The 15,277-nt window shown below is 63.7% G+C and carries 16 protein-coding genes and 1 pseudogene; 6 read left to right on the plus strand and 11 right to left on the minus strand.

The features are described 5' to 3' along the window. The coding region (locus ACK5L9_RS19405; RefSeq protein ID WP_416913102.1) for a transposase family protein at positions 1 to 236 on the minus strand (236 nt) is incomplete at its 3' end. 96 nt (positions 237 to 332) lie between these two features. Here ACK5L9_RS19405 and ACK5L9_RS19410 point away from each other — a divergent pair. Further along, the gene (locus ACK5L9_RS19410; RefSeq protein WP_416913116.1) at positions 333 to 1,307 is read left to right on the plus strand and encodes an IS4 family transposase; all 975 of its coding nucleotides are present in this window, start codon (positions 333 to 335) and stop codon (positions 1,305 to 1,307) included. Positions 1,308 to 1,599: 292 nt separating this feature from the next. Here the strand turns inward: ACK5L9_RS19410 and ACK5L9_RS19415 are convergent, their stop codons facing one another. Genes ACK5L9_RS19415 through ACK5L9_RS19435 form a run of 5 tightly spaced genes read right to left on the minus strand, consistent with a single transcriptional unit; the run spans position 1,600 to position 5,944 of the window. After that, entirely contained in the window at positions 1,600 to 2,361 is a 762-nt protein-coding gene (locus tag ACK5L9_RS19415) for an enoyl-CoA hydratase/isomerase family protein (protein WP_416913103.1), read from the minus strand. Then, a complete protein-coding gene (locus ACK5L9_RS19420) occupies positions 2,358 to 3,221 on the minus strand; it encodes a MaoC/PaaZ C-terminal domain-containing protein (RefSeq protein WP_416913104.1) in 864 nt (287 codons plus the stop codon). Before ACK5L9_RS19420 ends, ACK5L9_RS19415 begins: the two co-directional genes overlap by 4 nt. 20 nt (positions 3,222 to 3,241) lie before the next feature. Continuing rightward, complete coding sequence (locus ACK5L9_RS19425) at positions 3,242 to 4,390, minus strand: thiolase (protein WP_416913105.1); 1,149 nt, start codon at positions 4,388 to 4,390, stop codon at positions 3,242 to 3,244. Beyond that, positions 4,387 to 4,773, minus strand: a complete 387-nt coding sequence (locus ACK5L9_RS19430) for a Zn-ribbon domain-containing OB-fold protein (protein ID WP_416913106.1) — start codon at positions 4,771 to 4,773, stop codon at positions 4,387 to 4,389. The genes ACK5L9_RS19425 and ACK5L9_RS19430 overlap by 4 nt, the downstream gene beginning before the upstream one ends. Positions 4,774 to 4,777: 4 nt before the next feature. Further along, on the minus strand, positions 4,778 to 5,944 hold the full coding sequence (locus ACK5L9_RS19435; protein WP_416913107.1) for an acyl-CoA dehydrogenase family protein: 1,167 nt from the start codon (positions 5,942 to 5,944) through the stop codon (positions 4,778 to 4,780). Between the two features lie 91 nt (positions 5,945 to 6,035). On the opposite strand from ACK5L9_RS19435, the gene ACK5L9_RS19440 reads away from it, so the two are divergent. Next, positions 6,036 to 6,809 carry an IclR family transcriptional regulator gene (locus ACK5L9_RS19440; protein WP_416913108.1) on the plus strand — a complete coding sequence of 258 codons (774 nt, stop codon included), beginning with the start codon at positions 6,036 to 6,038 and terminating at the stop codon, positions 6,807 to 6,809. Positions 6,810 to 6,826: 17 nt separating this feature from the next. Further along, positions 6,827 to 7,747: an SDR family NAD(P)-dependent oxidoreductase gene (locus tag ACK5L9_RS19445; RefSeq protein WP_416913109.1), complete on the plus strand. Its 921-nt coding sequence runs from the start codon at positions 6,827 to 6,829 to the stop codon at positions 7,745 to 7,747. A 52-nt stretch (positions 7,748 to 7,799) separates the two neighbouring features. Here the strand turns inward: ACK5L9_RS19445 and ACK5L9_RS19450 are convergent, their stop codons facing one another. Next, positions 7,800 to 8,384, minus strand: coding sequence for a (d)CMP kinase (locus ACK5L9_RS19450; protein WP_416913117.1), 585 nt, complete (start codon positions 8,382 to 8,384; stop codon positions 7,800 to 7,802). A gap of 215 nt (positions 8,385 to 8,599) precedes the next feature. On the opposite strand from ACK5L9_RS19450, the gene ACK5L9_RS19455 reads away from it, so the two are divergent. Next, positions 8,600 to 9,334 (plus strand): helix-turn-helix transcriptional regulator, encoded by a 735-nt coding sequence (locus tag ACK5L9_RS19455; RefSeq protein WP_416913110.1) that lies wholly within the window; start codon positions 8,600 to 8,602, stop codon positions 9,332 to 9,334. Positions 9,335 to 9,634: 300 nt separating this feature from the next. Here ACK5L9_RS19455 and tsf read toward each other — a convergent pair whose 3' ends face one another. Both tsf and rpsB read right to left on the minus strand, forming a co-directional pair. Further along, the gene (gene tsf, locus ACK5L9_RS19460; RefSeq protein ID WP_416913111.1) at positions 9,635 to 10,525 is read right to left on the minus strand and encodes a translation elongation factor Ts; all 891 of its coding nucleotides are present in this window, start codon (positions 10,523 to 10,525) and stop codon (positions 9,635 to 9,637) included. 86 nt (positions 10,526 to 10,611) lie between these two features. Next, the gene (rpsB, locus tag ACK5L9_RS19465; protein ID WP_416913112.1) at positions 10,612 to 11,403 is read right to left on the minus strand and encodes a 30S ribosomal protein S2; all 792 of its coding nucleotides are present in this window, start codon (positions 11,401 to 11,403) and stop codon (positions 10,612 to 10,614) included. A gap of 326 nt (positions 11,404 to 11,729) precedes the next feature. Between rpsB and trhA the strand changes: the two genes are divergently transcribed. Further along, positions 11,730 to 12,392, plus strand: coding sequence for a PAQR family membrane homeostasis protein TrhA (gene trhA, locus ACK5L9_RS19470; protein ID WP_416913113.1), 663 nt, complete (start codon positions 11,730 to 11,732; stop codon positions 12,390 to 12,392). Positions 12,393 to 12,452: 60 nt separating this feature from the next. Here the strand turns inward: trhA and ACK5L9_RS19475 are convergent, their stop codons facing one another. Beyond that, entirely contained in the window at positions 12,453 to 13,988 is a 1,536-nt protein-coding gene (locus ACK5L9_RS19475; RefSeq protein ID WP_416913114.1) for a Ppx/GppA family phosphatase, read from the minus strand. 56 nt (positions 13,989 to 14,044) lie between these two features. Continuing rightward, positions 14,045 to 14,944, minus strand: a pseudogene (locus ACK5L9_RS19480) (RNA degradosome polyphosphate kinase); the annotation flags it as partial. A gap of 128 nt (positions 14,945 to 15,072) precedes the next feature. Here ACK5L9_RS19480 and ACK5L9_RS19485 point away from each other — a divergent pair. Next, positions 15,073 to 15,277: DUF5131 family protein (locus ACK5L9_RS19485; RefSeq protein ID WP_416913115.1), on the plus strand; the 205-nt coding region annotated here is incomplete at its 3' end.

The raw sequence follows: 15,277 nt of genomic DNA on the forward strand, positions 1-15,277 counted from the left end.
AATACCGCCGACAGCGTGTCATGCGAGGGGATCCCATGCGCGAACGGGGCAAGCGTCCGCAGAAAGTCCAGCTTCTCCTCGCCGTATTCGGCGATATCGACGAAGCTCTCGCTGCCCGATATCACCGCGCACAGGCACAAGAGCAATATCTCATCCAGCCGGTGAACCACCTTCGCCTGCTGCCTCGGATCGGTGATCTGCGAGATAGAAGACTGAAAAGAAACGGCGTTCTCCAATAAAGCATCCCTCCGAACATACGGTCGAGGGGAACTGAATCAGAAACAGAACGCCGTGGCGAATCAGATGGCGTTATTCATGCGATACCCTTGACGGTGAACCTGAGCCATATCGCCAGCGAACGCGGATCACAGGTGAAGATCGCCTCGACCTACCGCCGCCTGCAACGGTTTTTCCAGCACGTTGCCGCACCCGACGACTGGGCGGCGAGGCTGATCGTGGCGCTGCTGGGGGTGCGCGGGCCGTGGCTGCTATGCCTGGATCGGACCAACTGGCAGGTCGGTGTGAGGCATGTGAATATCCTCGTGCTGGCGCAGGTCGACGCGCCGCCACCGGGTGCCGCTGATGTGGAGCCTGATGGATGGGCCGGGCAATTCCCCAACCGCCGCGCGCGATCCGCACTGATGAAGCGTTACCTGGCGATCTTCGGTGCCGGATCGGTGGAGATGCTGCTTGCTGATCGCGAGTTCATCGGCGACGAATGGCTGAGATTTCTCAAGAAAAACAATATCCCCTTCCCCATCCGTCTGAAGGCCAACATGGTGGTGATCGCCGAGGGCGGCCAGCGCTTGCGGCTCTCGACCCTGCTGCAAAAGACCCGCAGCGCCCGGAGTTTCACCGCCGCGCTGCCGGGCCGGAAGGGCGAGGAACCACTGACGCTCGGCTTTGCCGCAAAGCGCCTCAAGGGCGGCGAGTTGCTGATCGTCGCCGCCAGCCGGGACGCCCATCACGCGCTGACCCTCTATCGCAAACGCTGGAGCATCGAGTGCCTGTTCGCGGACGCCAAAACCCGCGGGCTGAACCTTGAAGACACCCGCATCACCAGCCCCCGGAAACTGGCCTTGCTGATGGCGATCATCGCCATCGCCATGGCCTGGAGTTCAAAGATCGGCACCGCTGTCATCGGACGGGCAAAACAGCCACGCAAGGCCCACGGATACGCCGCCAAATCATGGTTCCACATCGGCTTCGACGCCCTGCGAAACCGACTGCGGCATGATCCGGGAAACGCGATGCGGCCATGGATGGATATGCCGGCGCTGAGCCGGAAAAGCAGGCGAGTCGTGTAGGGTGATCTGATCCTGTTGTCAGGCTTTAACTTCCTGATTTTACGCTGATGCTGCGCCAATTTGATGATCAAATTGGCTTCCGTCAGCTATAATATCCGTCATGCGGGCGGCGGGGGGTCCGGGGGGCAACGCCCCCGGCCATCGCGGGACGCAAATCATCCGGCGGTGCCGTCAGAGAACCCGTAACGCGGGCAAGGGCTGGCGCAATTGGGGCCGGGCAGGGTCTGCCGGTCGGGCGTTGGGAAAAAGACCTCGTGCTGTCCCCCGGCCTCTTGCCCGGCTTCCGCGCTGCTCAGCGGCCCTGAAACCGGGGCTGGCGCTTGTCGTGAAAGGCCGCGCGGCCCTCTATGGCATCGGCGCTGTTCAGCAGGATGGGCTGGATTTGCTGTTCGTATTCAAGCGCCGAAGCGACGTCGCGGGCGAACCAGTCGATGGTGAACTGACGCGCCAGAGGCGCGATGGCGGCCTCGGCCAAGGCCAGCTTGCCGGCCAGCGCCTGCGCCTGACCGGGTTGGGCCAGCTCGTCCGCCAGGCCCGTTGCCAGCGCCTCATCCGCCTCGACCACCCGGTTCGACAGCAGCAGTCGCCGCGCCCGCGCCGGACCGATCCGCAACGGCAGCGTGGCCAGCAGACCCATATCGGGCACCAGCCCGATCCGGTTGAACCCCGAAACAAAACGCGCCTCGCCCGAGGCCACCACGATCGGGCAGGCCATCGCCAGGGACAGCCCGCCGCCGACCGCCCAACCCTCGACCGCAGCCGCCAGCGGCTTGGAAAAGCGCACCATGCGCAGCATCAGGTCGCGCACGGTTGCCATCCGGTCACGCTGACGCGACAGGCTGCGTTCGGACTGATCGGCTATATCGCCGCCGGACGAAAAATGCCCGCCCGCGCCGGTCAGCACCACCGCGCGGACGGCATCATCCGCCTCGGCGGCGGTCAGGGCCTGCAACAGCGCGTGGCGCATGGCATGACCGACCGGATTGCGCCGCGCGGGGTCGTTCAGGGTCACGACCAGCAGGCCGTCGCCGTCAGTTTCGGTAAGAATGTTCATCTGCCCTCCTGCAAGCGGAACCTGCCATTCCCGATCACGATCCTGTCACGTTCGACCGCGCGGGTCCGGAACGAGCCGTCGGCCCAGATTTCCGTCCGCAGGGTTTCGCCCGGAAACACATGCGCCGTAAAGCGGCCATCCATCGCGCCAAAGCGAGCCGCGTCGTAATCGCACAATACCGCCAGCAGCGCATGGGCCGCACAGCCAAAGCTGCATAGCCCGTGCAGGATCGGCCTGTCATACCCGGCCCTTGCAGCGACGCGCGGATCCAGATGCAGCGGGTTGGGATCGCCGTTCCAGCGGTAATACAGCGCCTGTTCGGGGCGGGTGGGCGTGTCAAAGACATGATCGGGCGGTGTCTCGGGTATCTGATGCGGTGGCCTGGCCGGACCCGAAGGGCCGCCAAAGCCACCATCTCCGCGCAAAAAGGTGGTGCCCCGGCAAGTCGCCAGCAATTCCCCGGTATCCGCCGCGCGGATCAGTTTCTCGTAATACAGCAGCGCGCCCTTGCCCTCGCCTTTGTCGATCAGCCCGGTCACGCGGGTCTTGGCCAGAACGGTCCCTGCGGTCGGGATCGGCCGATGGATGGAAAAGCCCTGTTCCCCATGGACGACCTTCAGCGCATCGACCCCGGTGGCCGGATTGCTCAGCCAGAAGCCCGGATGCCCCAGCACATTGACGATGGCAGGCATGACGCGGATGTCATCGGCCAGCCCGCCGACATAGCGCAACTGCCGCAGATCCTGCGGATCCTGCCCAATCCCGACGGACAGGGCATAGCGGGCGGTATAGCCGGGGTCATAACTGTGCCGGACCTCGGGGATGTCGAAATTCAACAGGTGATCATGGTCGATGGTCATGGCCTTACCCTTCCTGCCGGTTACAATGCGGCCTCGCTGCCAAGGATGGCCGTACACTGGCTGGACAGCGTGCCGCCATTGCCGTGGCACAGCGCAAGGTCGCAGCCGCCGATTTGCCGCGCGCCCGCCTCGCCCCTGATCTGGGTCACGGCTTCGGCGATCAGGAACAGACCGTACATGCCCGGATGCACGCAGGACAGCCCGCCCCCATTGGTGTTCACGGCCAGCCCGCCACCCGGCGCGATGCGTCCATCGCCGACAAAGCGCCCGCCCTCGCCCTTGGGACAAAAGCCCAGATCTTCAAGAAACAGGATCGTATTGATGGTAAAGGCGTCATACAGCATCACCAGATCAACCTCGTCCCGTCCGACCCCGGCCATTTGAAAGGCCCGCGCGCTGCTGTCAGTGGCGCAGGTCGTGGTCAGGTCGGGCATTTCGGTGATCGAACGGTGGGTATTGGCCACGCCCGCGCCCAGAAAATAGACCGGCTTGCCCGGCAGGTCGCGCGCCCGGTCGGCCCGCGTCAGCACCACCGCCGCCGCTCCGTCGGTCACAAGGCAGCAATCCGCCGTGGTCAGCGGATCCGAGATCATCCGCGCCGACAGAACCTGATCGCGGCTCAGCGGACCGCGTGCAAAGGCTGCGGGGTTCAGATTCGCCCATTCCCGCGCCGCCAGCGCCACATCGGCAAGCTGGTCGCGCGTGGTGCCGAACTGCGCCATGTGCCGGCTGGCGGCCAGCCCATAGGCGGTAATCGGATGGCGCGGACGATAGGGCGTTTCGTGCCATTGCGGTTCTGACAGCGACACCAGCCGCCCGCCCGCCGTCCGCTGGTTCGAGCCGTAGCAGATCAGCGCCGCATCGCACAGCCCCGCCTCCAGCGCCAGCGTGGCCTGCAACAGATGCGCCTCGAAGCTGGAGCCGCCGACATTGGTACCATCGAAAAAGCGGGGATTCAGGCGCAGATATTCGATCACGCTCATGCTTGGATAGGCATGGGTGCTGGTCGCGGCAAAGACCGCATCAATGTCCTGCATCTTCAGCCCGGCATCGGCCACCGCCGCCACTGCCGCCTGTCCCAAAAGCTCGATCGCGGAAAAGCCCGGTGCCTCGCCCATGCCGGCCGTCGCCATGCCCACGATGGCGGTCTTGCCGCGCAGGCCGGTCATGCCGCCACCTCGTCACCCATCAGGTCAAAGACAACGCGCGGCCCGTCCGGCACATCCTCGATCCGCGCCCTGACGCGGGCACCGATGGGCGCAGTCTCGACCAGCGGCAGGGTGGACATCATGCGCACGCCCTCGTCAAGGTCGATCAGCGCGACGTTGAAATCGCCACTGCGGGCGCGGCTGACGGTGATGGCATGAACAGTGCCGGTGCCCCGCGCCGCCACCCATTCCAGATCGGTCGCCCCCGAGGGCGCGGCCACGCGCGGATAAAACACATATTCGCCGGTGCCGCGCGACCGCTGGATCATGAACCGCCCTTCGGCCAGATGGCGCAGCCAGGTTGCCTGAGGGCCGCAGGGCGCGGTGCTGTCTGCCTGTGTCATCGGATCACCCCGCCCGCTGCGCCAGCGTGCGCCGCGCGATGACAAGCTGCTGGATCTGGCTGGTCCCCTCGTAAATCCGCAGCAGGCGGATGTCGCGATACAGGCGTTCAATATCGTATTCGGCCATATAGCCCGCCCCGCCATGGATTTGCAGCGCCCTGTCGGCGATGCGGCCCGCAGCCTCGGTGCAGAAATATTTGGAACAGGATGCCTCAAGGATCGCCTTGCCCTCGCGGTCGAACGTATCGGCGCTGGCGCGGACAAGGGCGCGGGCGGCATGCAGTTCGGCCTGACAATCGGCCAGCAGCCCCTGCACAAGCTGATGCTCGCCGATAGGTTTGCCAAATTGCTTGCGTTCCAGTGCGTAATCGGTGGCGATGTCCAGCATCCTCTGGCCCTGCCCCACCGCCATCGCGCTGACATGGATACGGCCCCGGTCCAGCACCTTCATCGCGGTACGGAACCCCTGATTCAGGCGGTCCGGCCCGCCGATGATCGCGCTTTCGGGGATGCGCGCATCCTCGAAGATCACATCCGAGGTCTTGGTGCCGCGCTGGCCCAGCTTGTCATCGGGTTTCGCCACAGTGATGCCCGGCGTATCGGCGGGCACGATGAAGGCCGACACGCCATCTGCGCCCGGCTTGTCCGGGTCTGTGCGCGCAAAGACGGTGAACACCCCGGCCCGCACGGCATTGGTGATATAGCGTTTGGTGCCGTTCAGCACGAAATCCGACCCGTCGCGTCGCGCCGAGGTCCGGATCCCCGCCGCGTCCGAGCCGTTGTCAGGCTCGGTCAGCGCGAAAGAGGCGATGATGTCGCCGCTGGCGATGCCTGGCAGCCAGTCCTGTTTCTGCTGCGCAGTGCCGTCCATCACGATCCCCTGCGAGCCGATTCCGACATTCGTGCCGATCAGCGAACGGAAAGCCAGCGAGGCATAGCACAGCGCCTCGATCAGCCGCGCCTCTTGCGCGACATTGACGCCGATGCCGCCAAATTCCTCGGGCGTGGACAGCCCAAAGAGGCCCAGTTCCTTCATCTCAGTGATGATCCCCTGGGGAATGTCGTTTTCCGCCTCGACCTGCTTTTCGGCCGGGATCAGCCTTTCGCGCGCAAAGCGCCCGACCGTGTCCAGAAGTTGCTGAAACACATCCGCATCCACACCTGCCGCCATCGTCATCTCCTCTTGCCGGGCACCGGAATCAGGGCACTTGCCACCCGTAATCTATTCTGTATATTAAATTGCGTTCTGCAAGGAAAATGATTTGGCCGACGATCAAAACCCGAAATTCGTTCCCGCCGTGCAGAACGCGACGCTGATCCTGCGGTTGCTGGCGGTGCGCGGCGCGCCCCTTGGGGCGACGCAGATCGCGCGCGAAACCGGGCTGAACGTCTCATCCGCTTTCAACATCCTGCGCACCCTGGCGCATGAGGGGCTCCTCAGCTTCGACCCCGAGGCCAAGACCTATCGCATCGGCATGGGGATGATGGAAATCGCCGCGCCCTTGCTGGGGGCGAATCCCGCCGACCTGATCCGCCCGGCGCTGAATGAAATCGCCGCCGAGCATCAGGTGATGATCGCCCTGTGGCAGATCACGGCGGGCCAGCGGATCGTGCTGATCGACAGCTTTGCCGCCGCGCGCATCGTGCAGGCGGTGATCGCGTCCAACAGTCGCCTGCCGGTCTTTGCCGGAGCCATCGGGCGCTGTTACGCAGCGGCGCTGCGGCTGGATCAGGCTGCGACCCGCGCGGGTTACGACAGCGTCCGCTGGCAATCCGCGCCGGGGTTCGACGCCTATTGGAACGATGTGACCGCCGCCCGCGACAGCGGCACGGCGCGCGACCGGGGAAGCCTGTTCCGCGGCCTCGACATGGTTGCCGCGCTGGCCTGCGACGCGGGCGGCACGCCGCGCCTTGGCCTCAGCAGCATCACCATCACCGGCCAGCATGACGAGGTCAGCCTTGCCCTTGTCACAACCGCGCTGGCCGACACCGCCCGACAGATCGAACGCGGCATCTTTGCCCGCACCAACACCTGACACATCCCGGAGGAATCATGTCCCAGGCGAAACCCCTTGACGGAAAAGTCGTTCTTGTCACCGGCGCGGGCGGCGGCATCGGCCGCGCCATCGCGACCGAGGCAGCACGCGCGGGCGCGGCGGTCGTCGTCAACGACCTTGGCGCCACGCTGGACGGCCGCCGCGAGGCCAGCGCCGCAGCCGAAGGAACCGTCGCCGCCATCGAACAGGCCGGAGGCCGCGCCGTGGCGAATGGCGACGACGTGTCCAACCCCGACGGCGCGCGCGCCATGGTGCGCCAGGCGACGGATGCCTTTGGCCGCCTTGACGCGGTGGTCAACAATGCCGGCATCCTGCGCGACTGCTTTTTCCACAAGATGAGCTTTGAAGATTTCGACGCCGTGATCAGGGTCCACCTTTACGGCAGCTTCAATGTCAGCCGCGCCGCCGCCGATGTCATGCGCGACCAGAACTCGGGCAGCCTGATCCACATGACATCGACCTCGGGGCTGATCGGAAATCTGGCGCAGGCGAATTATTCCGCCGCCAAGCTGGGGGTAGCCGCGCTGTCGAAATCCATCGCGCTGGACCTGAAGCGCTGGAACATCCGATCGAACTGCATCGCCCCCTTCGCCTGGAGCAGGATGACATCCTCGATCAAGGTGGACAGCCCCGAACAGCAGGAACGGGTGGACCGCATGAAAGAGATGGCCCCCGAAAAGATCGCGCCGCTGGCGCTGTATCTGGCATCCGATGCGGGGGCCGACACGACCGGTCAGATTTTCTCGGTCCGCAATAACGAGATTTTCCTGATCTCGCAGCCGCGCCCGCTGCGCTCGGTCCAGCGCGGCGAAGGCTGGACCATCGACAGCGTTACCACCCACGCCATCCCGGCCCTGCGCGGCAGCTATGTCCCGCTGGAGGTTTCGGCCGACGTGTTCTGCTGGGATCCGGTCTGACAGGCCGGATGGGTGCCGCCACCGGCGCCGGCGCGGCACCCGTGGCTCTGGTTCAGCCGAGGGCGCGTTCGACCGTCGCAATGGCTGTCGCGACCGCGTCCTCGATGGACATGTCGCTGGTGTCGATCACCACCGCCTCGGCTGCCGGCTTCATCGGGGCGGTGTCGCGAAGGGCATCGCGCCGGTCACGTTCACGTAACTGCGTCAATATGTCCTGCGCGTCCGCGCCCAGTTCGGCGGCCCTTCGCCCTGCCCGCACCTCATCCGTTGCGACGACATACAGCTTGACCTCTGCGTCAGGGCAAATCACCGTTCCGATGTCGCGCCCGTCAAGCACGGCACCCGGTTCCTGCCGCGCAAAGCGGCGCTGAAATTCGATCAGGGCCGCCCGCACCTCGGGGATCGCCGCGACAACGCTGGCCGCCTGGCCCGCCTCGGCGCTGCGCAGGTCGTCACGCCGCAAGTCGTTGACGTTCAACGTTCTGGCGGCCGTTACCGGATCGCCGCCCTTGACCCCGGTTGCCCGGTACAGCAGCCCCGTATCAAGATGAAAAAAGCCAAATCGCCCCGCCAGAGCGCGGGCAATCGTGCCTTTGCCCGCAGCCGCAGGTCCGTCTATGGCGATAACGAAGGGCATGCGGTGGGCCTTTGATCTCAGCGGTCTGGAACCGTTCCATCGCACGATCCGCCACCCAAGGTCCAGCACCCCGGTCGGAAATGTCGCACCATCCGGCACGGCAAGGGAACGGATAAGATGCCGCATGTCACAATCTGTGACGTTGCGCTTTAGGTTGTGTTAAACAAATGATGCTTTGTATTTCCAAATGCGTTCCCTTCCCTCGTTTCTCTGCCATGTTGACTGATTTCGTTCACAGCCTCATTGGGGCCGAAACCGCCGCAGAAATCGCGTCGTGCTATTTCGGTGCGATGCGGTCGCTGGGGTTTGAAAACGTGGTCTATGTCGTCGGTCCGGTCGATCCTCGCCACGGCGCGACGCGCTGCGACATGTTCACCAACCTGCCCGACGGCCTGATGCGCAAAACCGATGGCGATTTCACCAGCGCGCCCTGGGTGAAATGGGGGATGTCGCATTCGGTCAGCACCACGCTTGCGGCACTGGGATCGACAGACCGGCTGCGCGACCCCCTGCAACTGACGGCCCTGCTGCGCGACAGCGGGCTGGCGGCGGCGCGGATCATCGGGCTGCATGACGGCGTGACCCGGCAACGCGGCGTTCTGTTCCTGAACCCCTTTACAGGTGCCGTAGCAAAGGATCTGGCGCCGATCTGGACCCGGACCCAGGATGAGGTGATGGGGCATAGCTGGCTGTTGCATCTGCGCGTCGCGGCAATGCGCCATCACGCCCCGCGCCACGCCCTGACCCCCCGCCAGCGCGAGGTGCTAAGCTGGGCAGCGGCAGGCAAGACTGTCGCCGAAATCGCCATGATCCTTGGGCTGACCCGCGCCACGGTTGAAAAGCACATGCGCCTTGCGAGAGAAACGCTGGACGCCAACAGCACGGCGCAGGCGGTTCTCAAGGCGCATCTCAGCCATCAGCTCGATATCGGCAAAAAACCACCAACCTAGCCTAAGGTATGGAAACCCATACTTTCGTATTGGGGGTATTTTCCACCACAATGAACCTGTTCCGTGAGTGGTGACACGACCCCGTGTCAGGAACGAAGCGCCGCAAGATCCGACCGTTGCCCGGATCCCGCGGTGCCGACCGGATACCGTCCGGTTCGATCTGCCGGTGATGACCAGGCGCATCACCGGCAGATTTCCCAAAACAGGACCAGACCTCTGCCCCGCCCGTCCCCGCATGCGAAACGCCGGCCACACGGGGCCGGCGTCCGGGTCTTTTCTGCGATCACCCTGTGCGGGAAATCAGTTTCCGCTCAGGGTCTTGGCGACTTCTGCGGCAAAGTCCTCTTCTTTCTTTTCGATGCCCTCGCCCACGGCGACGCGGGCATAGCCCGTCACCTCGACGCCCGCATCTTTCGCGGCCTGCGCGACGGTGATGTCAGGATTGATGACGAATTTCTGCCCCAGCAGGGTCACTTCCTCGAAGAATTTCTTCATCCGGCCGACGATCATCTTTTCGATCACCTCGTCCGGCTTGCCCGATTCGCGCGCCTGTTCGGTCAGAACGGTTTTCTCGCGCTCGACAAGCGCCGGATCCAGATCGGCCTCGGACAGCGAGGCGGGATTGGTCGCGGCGATATGCATGGCGATCTGCTTGCCGACCTCTTGCGCCTTGTCTGCCGGGCCGTTCAGCGCAACAAGCACGCCGATCTTGCCCATGCCTTCGGCGGCGGCGTTGTGGACATAGGACACAATGGTGCTGCCTTCCAGAACGTGCATCCGGCGCAGCGTCATGTTCTCGCCGATGCGGGCGATGGCGTCGGTCAGGACGTCGGCGACGGGGCGGCCGTTAAGATGTGTGGCCTTCAGCACCTCGATATCCTTGCCGGCGGTCAGCGCGACATCCGCGATTTCGCGGACGAGTTGCTGGAAGTCGGCGTTCTTGGCGACGAAATCGGTTTCCGAGTTCAGTTCGATGGCGACCCCGCGACCGTCCGAGACGGAAACGCCGACCAGACCCTCGGCGGCGACGCGGCCCGATTTCTTGGCGGCCTTGGCCAGACCCTTGGTGCGCAGCCAGTCAACGGCGGCTTCCATGTCGCCATCGGTTTCGGTCAGCGCCTTCTTGGCGTCCATCATCCCTGCGCCAGTGGTCTCGCGCAGTTCCTTCACCATAGCGGCGGTGATAGCCATGATCGTCTCCTTTGTTCAACACGTCAGGCGGGGCATATCCCCGCCTGACGACAATCCGGTAAATGCAGGCTGTTCAGCCCGTGCAATCAGGCTTCGGCGGCGGCGTCCGCGACGGCTTCGCCTTCGTCCAGCATCTCTTCGGGGGCCTCGGCCAGCGCGCCAAGATCGACCCCGGCAGCGCCCATCTGGGCCGACATCCCGTCCAGAGCGGCGCGGCTGGCCAGATCGCAATACAGCGCGATGGCGCGGGCGGCGTCGTCATTGCCCGGAATGATGTAATCCACGCCCGCGGGCGAGCAGTTGGTATCGACCACGGCAACGACCGGGATCCCCAGCTTTTTCGCCTCGGCGATGGCCAGGTCTTCCTTGTTCACGTCGATCACGAACAGCAGGTCCGGCAGGCCGCCCATGTCGCGGATCCCGCCAAGCGAGGCTTGCAGCTTGGACTGCTCACGCTCCAGCCCAAGACGTTCCTTCTTGGTCATGCCCTCGGCACCGGCGGCCATGGTCTCATCGATGGCCTTCAGGCGGCTGATCGACTGGGACACGGTTTTCCAGTTGGTCAGCGTGCCACCCAGCCAGCGGTGGTTCATGTAGAACTGCGCCGATTTCTCGGCCGAATCGGCGACGGCCTTCTGCGCCTGACGCTTGGTGCCGACGAACAGCACGCGACCGCCCTTGGCGACGGTATCGCGGATCACCTGCAACGCCGCGTCCAGCATCGGGACGGTCTGGGTCAGGTCGATGATATGGATGCCATTGCGGTCGCCATAGATGAACTCTGCCATCCGGGGGTTCCAGCGTTGGGTCTGGTGGCCATAGTGAACGCCAGCTTCCAGAAGCTGACGCAGGGAAAATTCGGGCAGCGCCATGTCCATTTCCTTTCCGGTTTGCGCCTTGGCAGAGGTTCTGAGGGCATTGCCCCAACCGGTGGACCTTTTGCGGATTTCTCCCGCAAGGGCCCTCCTCTGCCTGAGAAGTGAGCGTGCAATTAGACGCTGTGGGCGGATTTGGCAAGGCCCCGCATCCTCAAAAGGCCAGCGACCCATCCGCCCGGATAGAATCGCTGCCCTGTTGGCCCTTCGGATATGGCCGGATTGTCCGGAAACTGCCTGTCTGCCCGAATTGAGAGAATCGCGCAAAAGGCGAATATTGGGGGCATAGATCGACAAATTATAACAACAAGAACAAGAAGGTGAATGGCATGTCCCCGAACTTCAGCTTTGGACGCCAACACGACTTCTACGAGTTGCTGGCAGACGGCATTGTTCACGGTATCGGCATCGTGCTGGCCGTTATCGGTATCTCGGTTCTGGTTGTCTTCGCGAAAACCCAGGGCGACATGGCCGAGCTGACTGCCGCATGGGTCTATGGCATCGGGCTTGTTGGCGCGCTGTCGATCTCGTTGTTCTATAACATGCTGCCGCATTCGCATCTGAAATGGATCATGCGGCGGTTCGACCACTCGGCGATCTTCGTGCTGATCGCCGCGACCTACACCCCCTTCCTGCAACAGGGCGCCGACGATCCCCGCCTGCACACCATGCTGATCGTGGTCTGGATCGCCGCGCTGGCCGGGATCTGCCTGAAATGCGTCTTTCCGGGCCGCTATGACCGCGCCGCGATCGGGCTGTATCTGCTGCTGGGTTGGGCCGCCGCGCTGCAATTCGGGTCGCTGTCCGACCATCTGCCGCCGCTGTCGATGATGCTGATCGTGGTTGGTGGCGTGATCTACTCGGCCGGAGTGATCTTCCACGTCTGGAAGCGGCTGCGCTTTCAAACCGCGATCTGGCACAGCTTTGTCGTTCTGGGTGCCGCCGTCCATTACTCGGCTGTTGTGACCGCCTTCCATGCGGGTGCGCTGTAGAGCATCAGCCACCAGCATGCCAACTGCCCCGCGGGTCATGCCTGCGGGGTTTTTTCTGTCCTATTTGACCACCGCCTCGACGCCCATGGCGCTGCACAGCGACCGAAAGCGCGATTCGGCGACCTCGCCCATCAGTTGCCGCCCCGTCTCGGTCAGTTTCAGTTCCAGCCGGCCCTTCTTGGCGCTGTAATTCAACCGGCCCGCATCCGAGGGATCGTCGATGGCGAACATCGCGCCGAAACGCATCGCCTTGCCCAGAATCTCGGCGTCGCGCAGTTCCTGATCGGACAGCAGCGTGAACAGTTGCGCCATGGGCGAGTTCACGCGACTGTTCTTGTAGCGATGTTGCAGCGCCAGCCCCAGAAACACCCGTTCGGGATGGCTTAGCGCGGCCATGTTCGCCCGCGTCACATTGTCGAAACAGGCCTCGGCGCGGTAATCGGGATGGGCGCGCCAGGTCGTGTCATGCAGCAGGCAGGCCGCCAGAAACAGCCGGTCCTGACCGGTCGGCGCGTGCTTGAAGATCGGGTGCAGGAACTGGTACAGCTTCTTGCCGAAACCCGGAATCCGCGCCATCTGCCGTTCGGTGAACCGCGCCGCCTCGATCAGCGGATCGCGCTTGCGCAGCCGTTCGGACATGTGTTCGTACAGCAGCCCCTCGCGGATACCATAGCTGGACACAGCCATCTCGGTCGGTTTGAACGTCTCAAGCAGTTCCAGCAGAACCTGCGTCGCCAGCGGCACCAGCTCCATCCGCGACGAGGAAATCCCGACCTGCCCGCGCAACTGGTTCAGATCGCCATCCGCGATCCAGCCGGCGGTTTTCGTGACATCGTCGGGCGTCATGCGATATTCGTGCAGCACCGTCATCGGGTATTGCCGCCGTTCCATGTCCAGCCGCGCAATGGCCCGCCACGATCCGCCGACCAGATAGATCCGTTCGTGACCGGTGCCCATGCGTTCCGCCAGATCGGCCATGATCTTGCGGATATGCTTGCGCAGGCCCGACTTGCCACCCTCGACCTGTTGCAGCCGGAACGGCCCCAGTTGCGAGGTCGCGCGGCGTCCGATCCTGCCGTCCTTGACCTCGGCCAGCTCCATTGAGTTGCCGCCGATGTCGCAGACCATCCCATTCGCCTCGGGCCAGCCCAGCAGCACCCCCTGCGCGGACAGCCGCGCCTCTTCCTCGCCATCGATGACCCACATCCTGATGCCGGTCTCGCGTTCGACCCGTTTCTGAAAATCGGGGCCATCCCCGGCCTCGCGGACGGCGGCGGTGGCCACGCAGGTCAGCGGTTCGATTCCCATTCCCTTGGCCAGCGCCGCGAATCGGGACAGGGCGGCAAAGCCGCGCTCGACCCCGGCGGGGTTCAGCCGACCGGTCGTCGCCATGTCCTGCCCAAGCCCCGCCATGACCTTTTCGTTATAGAAATAGGCCGGAGAGCGCGCGGCACCATCAAACACCACCAGACGGATAGAGTTCGATCCGACATCGACCACGCCAACCCGCGACAGGGCGCGTTTTGGCAATTTTCCGAATGGCTTGCTGCCGAAAGGCTCGACCATCTGACCGGTTGAGGTAAGAACCCCGTTCATCGCTGAGCCTCTTGCTTGCGCATCGCATCCGTACATGGCGCGAACTGACCTGTTGGTCAATCCGCAGAATGGGTCAGTTCCGGCACGTCGCGCGCACCAGCGGTTCCACGCCCGGATAGTGACGGATTTTCCATGAAAAAACGATGGCAATTGAAAAGATCTTCACGTCCCTCGGGAAGATGTCGCAGGTAGCGGCCATCGGGTTGCAGCAACCAGCTTTGCGCCTCGTCCGCCATATTCGCAGCCATGATCTGACTGATGATCTGCGCCTTGACCGTGTCGTTATGGCATTCGACCAGCGTTTCCACCCGTCGCGACAGGTTCCGCCCCATCCAGTCAGCCGATGAAAAAAACACCCGCGACTTGCGCGAAGGCAGCGCATGACCATTGCCGAAACAGACAATCCGCGAATGTTCCAGATAGCGGCCAACAATCGACTTTACGCGAATGTTTTCAGATAATCCCCTGATTCCCGGCCTGATTCCGCAAATTCCGCGAATGATCAGACTGATCCTGACCCCGGCCTTTCCGGCCTCGTACAGGGCATCGATAATGTCGCGCTGGATCAGAGAGTTCATCTTGGCCCAGATCGCCGCCGGACGGCCCTGACGCGCCAGTTCGGCCTCATGCGCGATCAGCGCCAGCAGCGTTTCCTTCATATCCACCGGCGAAATCGCCAGATTTTCCAGATTTTCCGGTTGAACATACCCGGACAAGTAATTGAAAACCTTGGTCGCATCACGACCAAGCGCCGCATCGCAGGTGAACAGTGACAGATCGGTATAGATGCGCGCGGTGATCGGATGGTAATTGCCGGTGCCGTAATGGGTATATGTGACCAGCCCGCCCGCTTCGCGACGCACGACCGTGCTGATCTTGGCATGCGTCTTGTAGTTCACGAAACCATAGACGACATGCGCGCCGGAACGTTCCAGCCGCCGCGACTGGCGGATATTCGGCCCGCCACCCCCAAATTTTCACCCCAGCAAACGTTGAGCGAAGCGTGTCTTCGTGTTCCAGATTATGCATCGAAATGTGAACCTGATTTTGGGCCGGTTTCCCCCCCTGACCGGAGGGAATCGACGTGGCTGATCGCACCGATATCGAGTGGACCGATGCGACGTGGAACCCGATCACCGGATGCAGCGTCGTGGATGCGGGCTGCACCAATTGCTATGCCATGGCGCTGGCGGGGACGCGGTTGCGCGATCATCCCAGCCGGGCGGGGCTGACGCGGCTGAGCGCCGGGCGGCCGAAATGGACCGGCGAGGTCAGGTTCAACGCGCAAT

Source organism: Paracoccus sp. (in: a-proteobacteria) (genome assembly GCF_047973135.1).
Taxonomy (GTDB): domain Bacteria; phylum Pseudomonadota; class Alphaproteobacteria; order Rhodobacterales; family Rhodobacteraceae; genus Paracoccus.

What these genes read in the sequence shown, in the direction of transcription:
- tsf (WP_416913111.1), bottom strand. Translation starts at nt 10,525, where the DNA reads ATGGCTATCACCGCCGCTATGGTGAAGGAACTGCGCGAGACCACTGGC.
- ACK5L9_RS19425 (WP_416913105.1), bottom strand. Translation starts at nt 4,390, where the DNA reads ATGACCGGCCTGCGCGGCAAGACCGCCATCGTGGGCATGGCGACGGCC.
- trhA (WP_416913113.1), top strand. Translation starts at nt 11,730, where the DNA reads ATGTCCCCGAACTTCAGCTTTGGACGCCAACACGACTTCTACGAGTTG.
- ACK5L9_RS19475 (WP_416913114.1), bottom strand. Translation starts at nt 13,988, where the DNA reads ATGAACGGGGTTCTTACCTCAACCGGTCAGATGGTCGAGCCTTTCGGC.
- ACK5L9_RS19435 (WP_416913107.1), bottom strand. Translation starts at nt 5,944, where the DNA reads ATGGCGGCAGGTGTGGATGCGGATGTGTTTCAGCAACTTCTGGACACG.
- rpsB (WP_416913112.1), bottom strand. Translation starts at nt 11,403, where the DNA reads ATGGACATGGCGCTGCCCGAATTTTCCCTGCGTCAGCTTCTGGAAGCT.
- ACK5L9_RS19430 (WP_416913106.1), bottom strand. Translation starts at nt 4,773, where the DNA reads ATGACACAGGCAGACAGCACCGCGCCCTGCGGCCCTCAGGCAACCTGG.
- ACK5L9_RS19445 (WP_416913109.1), top strand. Translation starts at nt 6,827, where the DNA reads ATGTCCCAGGCGAAACCCCTTGACGGAAAAGTCGTTCTTGTCACCGGC.
- ACK5L9_RS19420 (WP_416913104.1), bottom strand. Translation starts at nt 3,221, where the DNA reads ATGACCATCGACCATGATCACCTGTTGAATTTCGACATCCCCGAGGTC.
- ACK5L9_RS19450 (WP_416913117.1), bottom strand. Translation starts at nt 8,384, where the DNA reads ATGCCCTTCGTTATCGCCATAGACGGACCTGCGGCTGCGGGCAAAGGC.
- ACK5L9_RS19415 (WP_416913103.1), bottom strand. Translation starts at nt 2,361, where the DNA reads ATGAACATTCTTACCGAAACTGACGGCGACGGCCTGCTGGTCGTGACC.
- ACK5L9_RS19455 (WP_416913110.1), top strand. Translation starts at nt 8,600, where the DNA reads ATGTTGACTGATTTCGTTCACAGCCTCATTGGGGCCGAAACCGCCGCA.